At 40.4% G+C, this 13,731-nt stretch carries 12 protein-coding genes; 4 read left to right on the forward strand and 8 right to left on the reverse strand.

Annotated features, from left to right (window positions below; all coding sequences use genetic code 11):
* A complete protein-coding gene (locus L5B90_RS04895; RefSeq protein WP_265762289.1) occupies window positions 1-2,193 on the forward strand; it encodes a DUF927 domain-containing protein in 2,193 nt (730 codons plus the stop codon).
* A 762-nt stretch (window positions 2,194-2,955) separates the two neighbouring features.
* On the opposite strand, the gene cysK is transcribed toward L5B90_RS04895, so the two are convergent.
* Together cysK and cysZ are read right to left on the reverse strand one after the other, a co-directional pair.
* Window positions 2,956-3,906 (reverse strand): cysteine synthase A, encoded by a 951-nt coding sequence (gene cysK, locus L5B90_RS04900; RefSeq protein WP_250364082.1) that lies wholly within the window; start codon window positions 3,904-3,906, stop codon window positions 2,956-2,958.
* Between the two features lie 118 nt (window positions 3,907-4,024).
* Entirely contained in the window at window positions 4,025-4,873 is an 849-nt protein-coding gene (gene cysZ, locus L5B90_RS04905; RefSeq protein ID WP_265762290.1) for a sulfate transporter CysZ, read from the reverse strand.
* A 149-nt stretch (window positions 4,874-5,022) separates the two neighbouring features.
* Between cysZ and zipA the strand changes: the two genes are divergently transcribed.
* Entirely contained in the window at window positions 5,023-6,015 is a 993-nt protein-coding gene (gene zipA / locus L5B90_RS04910; RefSeq protein WP_265762291.1) for a cell division protein ZipA, read from the forward strand.
* 119 nt (window positions 6,016-6,134) lie between these two features.
* Complete coding sequence (gene ligA / locus L5B90_RS04915; RefSeq protein WP_265762292.1) at window positions 6,135-8,165, forward strand: NAD-dependent DNA ligase LigA; 2,031 nt, start codon at window positions 6,135-6,137, stop codon at window positions 8,163-8,165.
* A 109-nt stretch (window positions 8,166-8,274) separates the two neighbouring features.
* Here ligA and L5B90_RS04920 read toward each other — a convergent pair whose 3' ends face one another.
* The 5 genes from L5B90_RS04920 to ubiA all read right to left on the reverse strand — a co-directional run bounded on the left by L5B90_RS04920 (window position 8,275) and on the right by ubiA (window position 11,912).
* Window positions 8,275-8,703, reverse strand: a complete 429-nt coding sequence (locus L5B90_RS04920) for a hypothetical protein (protein ID WP_265762293.1) — start codon at window positions 8,701-8,703, stop codon at window positions 8,275-8,277.
* A gap of 28 nt (window positions 8,704-8,731) precedes the next feature.
* Window positions 8,732-10,063 (reverse strand): HslU--HslV peptidase ATPase subunit, encoded by a 1,332-nt coding sequence (gene hslU / locus L5B90_RS04925; protein ID WP_250350937.1) that lies wholly within the window; start codon window positions 10,061-10,063, stop codon window positions 8,732-8,734.
* Between the two features lie 46 nt (window positions 10,064-10,109).
* A complete protein-coding gene (locus L5B90_RS04930; RefSeq protein ID WP_250364077.1) occupies window positions 10,110-10,430 on the reverse strand; it encodes a DMT family transporter in 321 nt (106 codons plus the stop codon).
* The gene (hslV, locus tag L5B90_RS04935) at window positions 10,430-10,954 is read right to left on the reverse strand and encodes an ATP-dependent protease subunit HslV (RefSeq protein WP_017805350.1); all 525 of its coding nucleotides are present in this window, start codon (window positions 10,952-10,954) and stop codon (window positions 10,430-10,432) included. Before hslV ends, L5B90_RS04930 begins: the two co-directional genes overlap by 1 nt.
* Window positions 10,955-11,036: 82 nt before the next feature.
* Complete coding sequence (gene ubiA, locus L5B90_RS04940; RefSeq protein ID WP_265762294.1) at window positions 11,037-11,912, reverse strand: 4-hydroxybenzoate octaprenyltransferase; 876 nt, start codon at window positions 11,910-11,912, stop codon at window positions 11,037-11,039.
* A 130-nt stretch (window positions 11,913-12,042) separates the two neighbouring features.
* On the opposite strand from ubiA, the gene glpE reads away from it, so the two are divergent.
* The gene (glpE, locus tag L5B90_RS04945) at window positions 12,043-12,378 is read left to right on the forward strand and encodes a thiosulfate sulfurtransferase GlpE (protein ID WP_265762295.1); all 336 of its coding nucleotides are present in this window, start codon (window positions 12,043-12,045) and stop codon (window positions 12,376-12,378) included.
* 31 nt (window positions 12,379-12,409) lie between these two features.
* On the opposite strand, the gene brnQ is transcribed toward glpE, so the two are convergent.
* A complete protein-coding gene (gene brnQ, locus L5B90_RS04950) occupies window positions 12,410-13,729 on the reverse strand; it encodes a branched-chain amino acid transport system II carrier protein (protein ID WP_265762296.1) in 1,320 nt (439 codons plus the stop codon).
* Between the last annotated feature and the right edge of the window lie 2 nt (window positions 13,730-13,731).

Consider the following 13,731-nt stretch of genomic DNA (forward strand, 5'->3'; position numbering starts at 1 on the left):
ATGATGAACGGAAAGAGAAAATATCAGCCAACCAAACCCAAAGCGCAAGAAGATCAAATCATTTTAATTGGTGATGAAGCGTGGCAAGCGTGGAATAACGGAAATGGCACATTATGGCAAATGCTGAATGAAAACTTGCTTAAATTAGGTTGTGATTTTAAGCCATATATTTTTGGTGAAAATCCGCTTAAAAATATTCCCGCACAAACCCTTGCGCCGAAAACGCAAGAATACATTAAACTGTTTGAATGCGGGCAATTAACCGAACCCCAACGCACGGCAATTTGCCATAACCTCGCGACAAAAACCACGGCAAAATTTGTTACCTTGCATAGTGTTGTAACAGGGGAACTAGTCGAAAATTTTAGCCCTTATATTGAGAAAATTCGTAAAGGTGAAGAAGCCGAAACGGCTAAACTCATTGCTCAAGCGAGCATAGATCAAAGCGCCCCTAAAACCTCACCTTATATTGATTATAGAGAAAATGGGCTACTAGAAGGGCTTTTCTATGTTGTGCCTAAGCTGGATAAAGACACAGGCGAAGTGCTACGTGAAGATCTAAAATGGATTTGCGATAAACTGGAATTAGTCGGCAAAGGTAAAAACGAAAACGGCGATTATTTCTATATTTTCCAATGGCATAACCCTGATGAAAACGCCCCACGCATTGAAGCGATAAATTGCGGTGATTTTGGCACAGATACCGCTTGGCGATTGCTCAAAAACCAAGGCTTTAAAATGACACCAAAAACAGGGATTGCACAAAACCTTGTAGAACATTTTCACGCCTTGGGGCTAAATGTGCAATCTTGGGCGGTTACACATTCCACAGGCTGGCATAATGGGGCGTATTTATTGCCTAGCGGTGAGATTTTGGGCGAACCTAGTCAACCAATTATCTTCAAAAACAAAAGTGCCAATGCGGGCGGCTATGACACCAAAGGCACGCTTGAAAGCTGGCAACAAGAAATAGCCCATTATGCCAATAAAAACACGTCTATGATGTTAGGCATCGCTACCGCCCTTGCTAGCCCACTTTTACGCTTAATCAATGCAAAAAGTTTTGGGGTGCATTTATTTAATTCTTCTAGTAAGGGGAAAACAACCACGCTTAACATTGCCAATAGCCTTTATGGCAACCCTGATTTAATTGATTTGAGTTGGAACACCACCGCCACCGCCCTAAATAACGAAGCGGCAGCCAGAAATGACGGCTTTATTACCCTTGATGAATTGGGGCAAGCCAAAAAAATCTACGACGTGGAAAACATCGCCTATTCACTTTTCAATGAAAAAGGACGGGCAAAAGGAATGAAAGAGGGGGGCAATGATGAACTTTCACGCTGGAAAATCACCGCACTTTCAACGGGTGAAAAAGATGTAGAGGGCTTTTTACAGTCTAAAGGGGTAAATATTAATGCGGGGCAATTAGTGCGCCTTTTGAATATTCCTTTAATCGAAGCCAATCATCTTCACGGCTTCGCCAACAATAAAGCCCACGCCGACCACCTAAACGAAGCAAGCCTTAATCATTATGGCGTAGTGGGGCGGGAATGGATTAAATACATAGCCGAAAATAAAGCCCTGATTAAAGCAGAATATCAACGCTATAAAGCAGAATGGGCGGAACGTTTAGCAAATCACCCAGCCGCACAAATCCAGCGAGTAGGCTCTAATTTTGCTATTCTGGAAACCGCCTTACAGCTTGCCCGCCATTTAACCCAATGGAGCGAAGCGGATAATCGGGAATGCTTAATTCAATCTTTCAATGATTGGCATATTGACTACGGTACAGGTGAACGGGAAGAAGAAAAAATCATAGAATTCTTCAACGGCTGGCTTGATGAAAATGCAGAAAGCGGGTTTATTCAAGTTCCTGAACCCGCCACGCAACGGATTATTCAGAAAATCTTGGGCTATCGTGTTTTAGAAGTATTTAACGGCGAACCAGAACACTTTTATATTCACCCTAAAGCCTTTAAAGACGTGATTAAAGAGAGTGAATTCCCGCGCAAGCTGGTTTATGAAGCAATGGAAAAGCACAAAATGATTAGAACGGGAACGGAACAAAAGCAAAGGCCCTATCAGCACAAAGTGCCTACAAAATTAGAACGGTATATCAACAGCAAGGGAAAACGCTTTTTTATCGTCTATCCTGCCTTAATCGAAGAAACAGAAAAAACCGAAGAATAATCACCGCACTTACTCAATAAGCCAGCTTTTACAAGTTGGCTTTTTTTTGCTCAACATCTTACAACGCCAAGTAAACTATAAAATAAAATTTTACTAGAATAGATGAAATAAATTGGGAAAGTGGGAAAATAGTATTAAATGGATATATTATTATATTAAAATCAATAAGTTATAGAAAAACAATTTTCCCACTCTTTCCCAAAATAAAGAAAATATTCCCAAAAACAGGCTTTTTATTCCCAAATTGGAAAAAGCTGTATTTTTACACGAAAATGAATAAAAAATAGGCATATTTAGAAAAATCCCAATTTTGGGGGTAAAAAATCCCAAAATTTCCCTTGAAAATCCCAAATTGATTTTTATTGTAACTCATTGAATAATCATAGAAAAACGGCGATTTTTCCCAATTTCCCACTTTCCCAATTGTTTTCTACACTCAGACAAAAAAAATTTTTTCACCCAAGCCGATAATTTTTTTATTCATTGGCCGACAACCAAGAATATTAAAATTTTTCATTATGCTGATGATGTTTGATGAATGATAATTAACCTTGGGCAAAATCTAGCAAAAAATAACAGTGATCCTAAATGATCCCTTTATGCAATAAGAGAAATTAAAAAGCCTTATAATACAATGCGTTAAATAGCTGAATGGCGAACCCTCTCACCGCCATTCTATCTTTCAAAATTCTCTTTTTTGTCATTAAAAAAGGATTTATTCCGTAAAATAAATCCCTTAGTCTATTCATTGTAAAATGACGATTATCCCTCAATCCCTTCAAACAATGCGGTACTTAAATAACGCTCTGCGGCGGAAGGAAGGATCGCAACGATCAGTTTATCGGCAAATTCAGGCAATTTTGCAAGACGATCGGCTGCTGCGACCGCCGCACCTGATGAAATCCCCGCTAAAATACCTTCTTCCGCCATTAAACGGCGAGCTGTGGCAATAGCGGTTTCACTGTTTACCTGCTCTACGCGATCAATTAAAGAAAGATCAAGGTTTTTCGGGATAAACCCTGCACCAATACCTTGGATTTTATGTGGACCGGGTTTCACTTCTTCGCCATTTAAGGTTTGCGTAATGACTGGACTTTCTTCGGGTTCAACGGCAACAGAAAGAATTTGTTTCCCTTTATCTAGTTTGATCGCACGTGAGATCCCTGTGATTGTTCCACCAGTTCCCACGCCAGCTACCACAACATCTACCTTGCCTTCTGTGTCATTCCAAATTTCTACTCCCGTAGTTTGACGATGAATATCAGGATTCGCTGGATTTTCAAATTGTTTAAGCATCACATAACGGTTAGGATCACTGGCCACAATTTCTTCTGCGGCGGCAATTGCCCCTTTCATTCCTTTTGCGCCTTCTGTTAGCACTAGATTGACACCTAAACCTCTTAATAAACGTTTACGCTCAGAACTCATTGTTTCAGGCATAGTGAGGGTCAGTTTATAACCTCGCGCTGCTGCCACATAAGCGAGTGCGATGCCTGTATTACCGCTAGTGGCATCAACAATTTCTTTCTCTTTGGTGAGAATGCCATCTTTTTCTGCTTGCCAAATCATATTCGCCCCAATACGGCATTTCACACTAAAACTTGGATTTCGCCCTTCAATTTTTACGACCAGATTTCCATTATTACCAAAATGTTTTAAACGGACTAATGGCGTATTGCCGATTGAATAAGAATTATCACTGTAAATCGTCATTATGTTCACCTATTTAATTTAATTGAAAGTGCGGTTAGTTTTAGCATAGTTTTTCTGCAATAAAAAATAGCCGTTGGCTATATTTTATAACCAACGGCTATTTACGCACTCATTTCAACTAATTAATAAAACGATTTGGCTGATGTTTTAATTGCTCTTGTTGATGATTAACAATTTTGGTGCGGTGATTTTGCGCTGACTGCTTATGTGGTTTAAATGCAAATAAGGCATTATCTCGATATTTTTCCACCCACATTGCTGTTGCACCGCATACTGCGACGGGAATAATCACTAAATTAATGACTGGTACAAAAGTACAAAAAGTTACTAAGCTACCAAAGGTTAAGCTGAGCGTACGCGTTTCGCCTAATTCATTACGCATAATGCGAAAAGGAATTTTATGGTTATCAAAAGGATAATCACAATACTGAATCGCCATCATCCACGCGGTAAATAAAAAGGTTAGCACAGGCACCACGGATTGCCCTAATACAGGGATAAAACTTAATAAAAACAAGGCAATTATTTTGGGTAGGCTATACCATAATTTTTGCCATTCTCGCCCTAACATTCGAGGAATATCTTTGAGGAAATCAATTGTACTCATATCAATCAGATTTTCCCCCGTGAGCCTTTGCTCCACTTTTTCCGCTAATAAGCCATTAAACGGGGCGGCAATAAAGCCTGAAAGCATAGTAAATGCAAAATAAAACAGGGTTAAAATCATAAAAATGGATAATGCTAACAAAATCCCACTAAGCCACGCTAACCAATCAGGCACATAACTCATCAATTCATCAATTAATCCACCAATATTACTGATAAATAGCCAAAACAAGCCTGAAAGTAATAGGATATTGAGCAAAACCGGCATAATAACAAAACGTCTTAAGCCTTTTTGTGTAATCAAATGCCAGCCCATCACGAAATAATGAAAACCTTCGCTGAGTTCCTTTGCTTGTAACATTTTTTGTTTCCTAATCAAATAAAATGCGATGTAGCATACAAAGTGCGGTAAAAAAAATCAATTTTTACATATCACCGAATTTGCAAAATATGGTAAGCTATCGGCAAATTTATTCCGCCCTTTAGCTCAATGTTGGGAGAATGCAAGTAATGGATTTGAATACTATTTTGATTATTTTAGGGGTAATTGCCTTAATCGTTTTAGTGGCTCACGGGATATGGTCTAACCGCCGTGAAAAATCGCAAATTTTTGAAAATGGAAATACATTTAGCAAAGATTATCGCGTTCGCCAGCCACAAGAAAATATTAATCAGCACATTCAGAATGAAAATGCTTCACAATCTGTGCCTGAAAACCTTCAGCCAGCCCAACAGCATTTAGATTTTGAGGCTGAACAATATACCTTTTCAACACCGCAACGAGAAGAATCTCAAAATGTAGAGCAGGCAATTAATCAAATTAAAATTAGCTTGCCAAATGAGCCAGAACCCATTCAAGCCAGTGTTGAGCCAGTTGTGAACTATCAAACACCCCAACATTTGGCAACGGCAACTATCTCGGAAATTGAAGCAACCCTCAATACTGATGAAGGGATTCACGCCGAACACAAATTATCTGAGGTGCTAGCTAGCGCATCTGAAACTCACCTTCAAATTGAACGTGAACGTCCAACCATCGAATTTGAGGAAATCACAGAAAACACGCCAACACCACAAGTGGAAGAAAAACAGACAACGCAAGCAGCAGATTTTCTAATGCTCTATGTTGTCTCACCAGAAAATCGTGATTTTAATGGGGCGGAATTAGCCAAAGTGCTTGATGACCTTGGTTTTCTTTTTGGATATCAACAAATTTACCACCGCCATTTGGATCTCAGCGTTGCAAGCCCTGTGCTATTCAGTGCAGCCAATATTCAACAGCCCGGTACGTTTGAGCCAAACAATATGGCAGATTTCTACACAGTGGGCATTGCGTTATTTATGCAACTACCGTCGCACGGTAATGATTTAGTCAATTTGCGAATGATGATCCGTGCTGCCAAAACCATTGCCGAAGAACTGGGTGGTTTTGTACTTACCGATAAACAAGAAATTTTTGATGACAATGCGGAAAAAACGTATTTCGCCAAAGTGAGTGCTTAAAAAGACAGAAAAAAGCACCGCACTTTCTTTTATCGCAAATGGCGGGCCAAAGTGTCCGCCTTAATTATTTGCCTTGTGGTAAAACAACAGTGCGATGATTTTTTAGAAGGAAAGTTACAATGAAAAAAGCAAATTTAGAAAGTATAAGAAGAGAAATCAAACTATTAAAAAAGAAATTGATGCGTGCAGAATACGAATATCATGTACTAGATGCCCCAAGAATATCTGATTATGAATATGACAAAAAATTTAAAAAACTTAAACAATTAGAACAGGAATATCCTGAATTTGCGGATAGCCATTCGCCCACCCAACGCGTGGGGGCAAAACCGCTTTCGGGCTTTGCTCAGGTAACCCACGAAATTCCAATGCTGTCCTTAGATAACGCATTTTCTGATGAGGAATTTACTGCCTTTGTAAAACGTATTCAAGATCGTTTGGGCGTGTTGCCCGATCCATTAACCTTCTGTTGTGAACCCAAATTAGATGGTTTAGCGGTAAGTATTTTGTATGAAAATGGTATCCTCACCCAAGCCGCCACCCGTGGCGATGGAACGACTGGAGAGGACATCACGGCGAATATTCGTACCATTCGCAATATTCCTTTGCAACTTTTAACTGACAATCCCCCCACACGTTTGGAAGTTCGCGGTGAAGTGTTTATGCCACAAGCAGGTTTTGAAAAACTCAATGAAATGGCGTTAGCCAAAGGGGAAAAAACCTTTGCCAATCCTCGCAATGCGGCAGCAGGCTCATTGCGTCAGCTTGATCCCAAAATCACTCGCCAACGCCCATTAATGCTGAATGCTTATGGTATTGGCGTTGCCGAAGGCGTGTCGCTACCTAATACCCATTTTGATCGCCTACAATGGCTAAAATCTATCGGTATTCCTATTAATAAAGAAATTGAACGCTGTAATGGTGTCGAAAATGTGCTGAAATTCTACCGCACTATGGCAGAAAAACGCCCTCATTTAGGCTACGACATTGATGGTACGGTGTTGAAAATTAACGATATTGCATTGCAGGAACAGCTTGGCTTTATTTCCAAAGCACCACGTTGGGCAATTGCTTATAAATTCCCCGCGCAAGAAGAACTCACCGTGCTAAATGATGTGGAATTTCAGGTGGGCAGAACGGGGGCAATCACGCCAGTGGCAAAACTTGAACCGGTCTTTGTTGGCGGGGTTACCGTCAGCAATGCCACCTTACATAATGGCGATGAAATCGAACGTTTGAATATCGCTATTGGCGACACAGTCATTATCCGTCGCGCTGGTGATGTGATCCCACAAATTATTGGCGTAATGGCAGATCGTCGTCCAGCCGATGCTAAACCCATTATTTTTCCAAGCCATTGTCCTGTATGTGGTTCTGTGATCGTGCGTATTGATGGTGAAGCCGTAGCGCGTTGCACCGGTGGTTTATTCTGCGAGGCACAACGTAAAGAAGCACTCAAACACTTCGTTTCTCGTAAAGCAATGGATATTGATGGTGTGGGCGCAAAACTGATTGAGCAACTGGTAGATCGTGAGCTTATTCACACCCCAGCGGATCTGTTTAAATTAGATGAAGTAACCTTAATGCGTTTAGAACGTATGGGGGCAAAATCGGCAGAAAATGCGTTAAATAGCTTAGAAAAAGCCAAAAATACCACGCTTGCACGCTTTATTTTTGCCTTAGGCATTCGAGATGTTGGAGAAGCGACCGCGCAAAATCTCGCTAATCATTTCAAAAATCTGGATGCTATTAAACAGGCAGAGATCGCACAACTCCAAGAAGTTCCAGATGTTGGCGAAGTTGTGGCAAATCGTATTTTTGTCTTCTGGCGTGAACAGCATAATGTAGATGTGGTGAATGATCTTATCAACCAAGGCATACACTGGGACGATGTGCAAGTGCAAGAAGTGGGCAAAAATCCACTGAAAGGTAAAACCGTGGTACTCACTGGCACACTCACCCAAATGGCACGCAATGATGCCAAAGCCTTATTGCAACAACTCGGCAGTAAAGTAACAGGCAGTGTCTCTGCCAAAACAGATTATTTGATCGCAGGCGATAACGCAGGTTCAAAACTCAACAAAGCCCTTGAATTAGGGGTTAAGATTTTAACCGAAGAAGAATTTCTCGCTATGGCGAATTCAATTTAATTATGCCGAAAATAATAAAGAGCGGTAAAAAATCTTGAAATTTTCTACCGCTCTTTATTTCAGCAAATATTTATAAAAGTAAATATAATCAACTAGTTGATCTTATTACTTATTTTCTTGTAGCATTATTATTCTTCAATTTTTTTCGTTCCTCTCTAAGTACAGCTTTTAAAGCGTTACTTATGCGATTAGAAAACAAAATATATAACAGAGGAATTATTATTCCTGACAGGAGTGTATCAGGTGTATTGTTAGGGATATCGTCGCCTACCAAACAGGCTGGGCAGAATTGGGATGTATCAAGTGTATTTTTAGAGATGTAAAAAATAATGGGAACCCAAAGCACAACTCCCACAATGGATAGTAGGCAAATGAGACGAGAATACCTGTATTTCTTTCTATGATGCAAAACAATAGCTACAAAGGACATGAAACAACATATAGCCGTTGACAATAAATTACAAAAAACCCCCATCACTCCTAAAATCGTGAAGAGTATAAAAATATAAATAATAATTGTGTTTTTTTTATTTGTCATAAAGACCCCCATAATTTGTCTTATATTATCATAGAATAAAACGACTTAAATCTTCATTTTCTACCACTTCGCCTAAGGCTTCTGCAACATAAGCGCCATCAATGACTACCTGTTCACCATTCATATCGCTGGCATTAAACGAGATTTTATCCATTAAGCGTTCCATCACCGTATGTAAGCGACGCGCACCGATGTTTTCCGTTTTTTCGTTTACACGGAAAGCCGCTTCAGCAATTTTCTTAATTGCATCTTGGGTAAAGGTGATGTTTACGCCTTCTGTTGCCATTAACGCTTTATACTGCTCTGTTAGAGAGGCGTTTGGTTCAGTAAGAATTCGCTCAAAATCCTCTGCACTTAGTGCCGAGAGTTCTACGCGAATTGGCAAACGACCTTGTAATTCAGGGATGAGATCAGAAGGACGTGCCACTTGGAATGCGCCAGAGGCAATAAATAAAATATGATCGGTTTTTACCATTCCGTGTTTGGTGCTAACCGTTGAGCCTTCAACTAATGGCAATAAATCACGCTGTACGCCTTCACGGGAAACATCTGCACCGCTGTATTCGCCTTTTTTACAGATTTTGTCGATTTCATCAATAAAGACAATACCGTTTTGTTCTACCGCTTCAATTGCTTTTTGTTTGAGATCTTCAGGGTTAATTAATTTCGCCGCTTCATCATCAACAAGGGCTTTGAATGCGTCCTTAATTTTCATTTTGCGAGTTTTGGTTTTGCCACTGGAAAGATTTTGGAACATTGATTGCAACTGGCTTGTCATTTCTTCCATTCCCGGTGGCGCCATAATTTCAACGCCCATTGAAGGGGCGGCGACATCAATATCAATTTCACGATCATCAAGCTGTCCTTCACGTAATTTTTTGCGGAATACTTGACGAGTACTGCTATTGGTATCGTGATTTTCCACTTCACCCCATTGGTTTTTTGCTGGTGGTAAGAGTGCATCTAAAATGCGATCTTCTGCCGCTTCTTCGGCACGGAAACGATTTTTTTCAATTTCTGTCTGACGGACTAATTTCATCGCACTGTCGGTTAGATCACGAATGATCGAATCCACTTCTTTCCCGACATAGCCCACTTCGGTAAATTTGGTGGCTTCCACTTTAATGAAAGGCGCATTGGCTAATTTTGCTAAACGGCGGGCAATTTCAGTTTTACCCACCCCAGTAGGCCCGATCATTAAAATATTTTTTGGTGTTACTTCGTGGCGTAATGGCTCTTGTAATTGCATTCTACGCCAGCGATTACGCAATGCGATTGCCACGGCTCTTTTGGCATCAGCTTGTCCGATAATATGTTGATCTAATTCAGAAACAATTTCACGAGGGGTCATTTCAGACATAATTTAATCCTTTTTGATAAGCCATTTATAGTATGAATAAATGGAATTAATGTGATGCTAATTTAAGTACAATAACACCACTTACAATCATTATTGCTCCCAATGCTCGCCAAAATGTGAGTGCATCATTGTAACAAAGCACGCCAACGATAAACGCACCAGCAGCACCGATTCCTGTCCATACCGCATAGGCGGTTCCCATTGGGATAGTCCGTTGTGCAAGGTAAAGTAATAATCCACTGCCCACCATAAAAACAACGGCAAGTAATGAACCTAGCACCACTTTATTGGGTTGAGTGGCCATTTTTAGTCCAATTGGCCAGCCAATTTCAAGCAAGCCGGCACAAACTAAATAAAGCCACGCCATTATGGCAATTCTTCAATGGTGAAATTTGTGTTGGTATAAACGCAAATATCCCCAGCAATTTTGAGTGATTTTTCTACGATTTCACGGGCAGAAAGATCGGTGTTTTGTACTAACGCACGTGCCGCAGACATCGCATAATTACCGCCTGAACCAATCGCCAGAATTTGATCTTCTTCTGGCTGAACCACATCACCAATCCCCGTAATAATTAAACTTTCTTTTTCATCGGCGACAATAAGCATCGCTTCTAACTTGCGTAACGCACGATCTGTCCGCCAATCTTTCGCTAATTCCACCGCACTTTTTAGTAAATGCCCTTGGTGCATTTCTAATTTACGCTCAAATAATTCAAATAAGGTAAAAGCATCTGCTGTTCCTCCAGCAAATCCTGCTAACACTTTGTTATTATATAAACGGCGAACTTTACGGGCATTGCCTTTCATTACCGTATTACCGAGAGAGACTTGGCCATCGCCACCGACAACAACTTTCCCGTTGCGACGAACACTTACTATTGTGGTCATACTTTTTCCTTTTTTAGATAAAAGAGATGGCTATAAAATTAGGGCAAAAATTTAAATTTCAAGATAATAATGCGTATTTCTTTTAGAAAAATGCTGTCCCAGCGATTCCCATAAGAAAAGCAAGAAAAATGCCTAATCCCACATAATTATTATTAAGAAAGGCGTTAAAGCAGTCTTCACGACGACGATGACGGGTGAGTTTACATTGATAAATAAAAAGCAGTGCGGTTAGCGCAAGTACAATAAAATAGCTGTAATGCAAATGAGATTGGTAGCCGATAATAACCAACAGCCCCAAAGCAATAGATTGCAATAATGCAATGATTTTATTGTCATATTGCGCAAATAAGATCGCCGTGGATTTCACCCCAATTCGTAAATCATCATCACGATCCACCATTGCATATTGGGTGTCATAAGCCACTGTCCAAGCAAGATTGGCAATAAATAATAACCAACATTCCAAAGGAAGTTGTTCAATTAATGCGCCATAAGCCATTGGAATAGACCAGCCGAAAGCCGCCCCTAAGAAAAACTGGGGAAGATGGGTATAACGCTTCATAAAGGGATAAATAAAGGCTAACAAGACGGCAATAAATGATAAACCAATCGCGTAATAATTCAAAAATAGCACCAAAATAAAAGCGCAGAAAATAAGCCCTGCAAAAAGTAATTTCGCCTCTTTCTCGCTGACTTTTCCTGTTGCCAAAGGGCGTTGTGAAGTGCGTTTCACTTTGCCATCAATATGGCGATCGGCATAATCATTAATCACACAACCGGCGGCACGCATAATGATGACGCCAAGGACAAAAACGATTAACACAGAAACAGGCGGAATGCTTTTCTCTGCCAAAAACAATGCCCAAAGTGTTGGCCACAATAACAATAATGTGCCAATGGGTTTGTCAAAACGCATTAATTGTGCGTAAGCAGTCAGTTTTTCCGAAAGTTGTGACATAGTCCTAAATTAGCTAAATCAAAAGTGCGGTTATTTTACTTGAAAAAAGGGAAAAGGTCTTGAACAAATTGATCTATATCAATAAGATAACGTTTTATTCTTTTATTCACCGCTAAAAACAAGGAAAAAAATGACCGCACTTAAAGAAATCACACCACAGCAAGCTTGGCAAATGATGAACGAAGAAAATGCCACGTTGGTGGATATTCGTGATTTCCCTCGTTTTACCCATAGCCACCCAAAAGGGGCTTTTCACTTGACGAATCAAAGCTATGGCGAATTTCAACAGAAAGTGGATTATGATGATCCTATCATCGTGAGCTGTTATCACGGTATTAGCAGCCGCAATGTGGGGGCGTTTCTTATCGAGCAAGGCTACGATAACGTATATAGTATGCAGGGTGGCTTTATGGGGTGGGAACAAGCTGATTTACCGCTAGAAGGCGAAGCTATACCAGAAAATTAAACAAGAAAAAGGCGGAGATACCGCCTTCTGTTTATTCTGATTTAATCGGAAAAATCACTTTTTCTTTTGATTTAGCTAACAAATATCCTGCCACCAAGCCCACCAATGCAAAAGGTAGCCATTCAATGGAATAAGGCTTAAGTGGAAGTTGGTCGAGCAAATCAATTTTGCCTGAACCTAGCACGGATAAAATCGACACCAATGTCACCAAACCAATCGCTAAGCGGTGAGCCAAGATCGGCATTGGCAAAAATAAATTCAGTAGCAACAGCAAAATCACCGTAATGGTAATAGGGTATAAAATCATCAACACAGGCAAAGAAAGCCCAATCACTTCTTTCAACCCAAGATTGGCGATCACAAAGCTAATCAGACAAAATAAGATGGCATAAGTGCGGTAAGAAAATCGCGGAAATTGTTGGTGAAAATAACTACTAACCGAAGCACACAGCCCTACCGCGGTAGTCAAACAAGCCAACGATACAATGATATTCAGTACCATTCGCCCTAGCTCACCAAAAGCCATTGTCGTAACCTGATTTAAAATATAAGTACCAAGATCCTGCTTATTTTGCTGTAACTGTGCCAGCACGTCAGGGCTAATCATTAAGTGATTGCCTACCCAGCCAAGGGAAATATAAATCAATGCCAAGGCAATACCGGCGATTATTGCGGCAAAAATGGTTTGTTTTTGTAATGAAACGGTTTTTACCGCACTGGATTTGATCGCCCCTAACACCATCGTAGAAAATGCGATGGAAGCCAATGCATCCATCGTTAAATAGCCGTTAATCGCCCCATTGAAGAAATAAGTATGGCTTGCTGCAGGCATTGGCAAAGGCGTTTTTCCCACCAACATTAGCCCTGCTTTGACCACCAACGCAATAATCGCTAGCAATAACACAGGAGTAAGAATAGAGCCTATACGTTCCACCATTTTGGAGGGATTTAGGCTCAGCCATAAGGTAAGTGCGAAATAAGCCAACGTGAACAACAGTTGGGAAAGGCTATCTGCTTCTTTAAGAAAAGGGATCATCACCATTTCATAAGACATCGCCCCCGTTCTCGGCCCAGCAAAAAAAGGCCCGACCGCAAGGGAAATGGAAACCAAAAACAGCACAGAAAACCACGGATGAATTTGCCTTAATGCGACAATATATCCACCACGGTAAAAAGCGCTCACAATAATACCAAGCAATGGCAAGCCCACGCCAGTTAGTACAAAGCCTGAAATAGAAGACAAAAATGCCGTTCCTGTTTCAAAGCCTAATTTAGGCGGGAAAATCAGATTTCCCGCACCAAAAAAAATCGCAAAAAGCATAAACCCAATAATAAAGGTATTTTTTGTCATTC

It is taken from the genome of Avibacterium sp. 20-129, from assembly GCF_026226845.1.
GTDB lineage: Bacteria > Pseudomonadota > Gammaproteobacteria > Enterobacterales > Pasteurellaceae > Avibacterium.

Coding starts and splice junctions, on each gene's coding strand:
- L5B90_RS04895 (WP_265762289.1), top strand. CDS start 1: ATGATGAACGGAAAGAGAAAATATCAGCCAACCAAACCCAAAGCGCAA.
- cysK (WP_250364082.1), bottom strand. CDS start 3,906: ATGACGATTTACAGTGATAATTCTTATTCAATCGGCAATACGCCATTA.
- cysZ (WP_265762290.1), bottom strand. CDS start 4,873: ATGTTACAAGCAAAGGAACTCAGCGAAGGTTTTCATTATTTCGTGATG.
- zipA (WP_265762291.1), top strand. CDS start 5,023: ATGGATTTGAATACTATTTTGATTATTTTAGGGGTAATTGCCTTAATC.
- ligA (WP_265762292.1), top strand. CDS start 6,135: ATGAAAAAAGCAAATTTAGAAAGTATAAGAAGAGAAATCAAACTATTA.
- L5B90_RS04920 (WP_265762293.1), bottom strand. CDS start 8,703: ATGACAAATAAAAAAAACACAATTATTATTTATATTTTTATACTCTTC.
- hslU (WP_250350937.1), bottom strand. CDS start 10,063: ATGTCTGAAATGACCCCTCGTGAAATTGTTTCTGAATTAGATCAACAT.
- L5B90_RS04930 (WP_250364077.1), bottom strand. CDS start 10,430: ATGGCGTGGCTTTATTTAGTTTGTGCCGGCTTGCTTGAAATTGGCTGG.
- hslV (WP_017805350.1), bottom strand. CDS start 10,954: ATGACCACAATAGTAAGTGTTCGTCGCAACGGGAAAGTTGTTGTCGGT.
- ubiA (WP_265762294.1), bottom strand. CDS start 11,912: ATGTCACAACTTTCGGAAAAACTGACTGCTTACGCACAATTAATGCGT.
- glpE (WP_265762295.1), top strand. CDS start 12,043: ATGACCGCACTTAAAGAAATCACACCACAGCAAGCTTGGCAAATGATG.
- brnQ (WP_265762296.1), bottom strand. CDS start 13,729: ATGACAAAAAATACCTTTATTATTGGGTTTATGCTTTTTGCGATTTTT.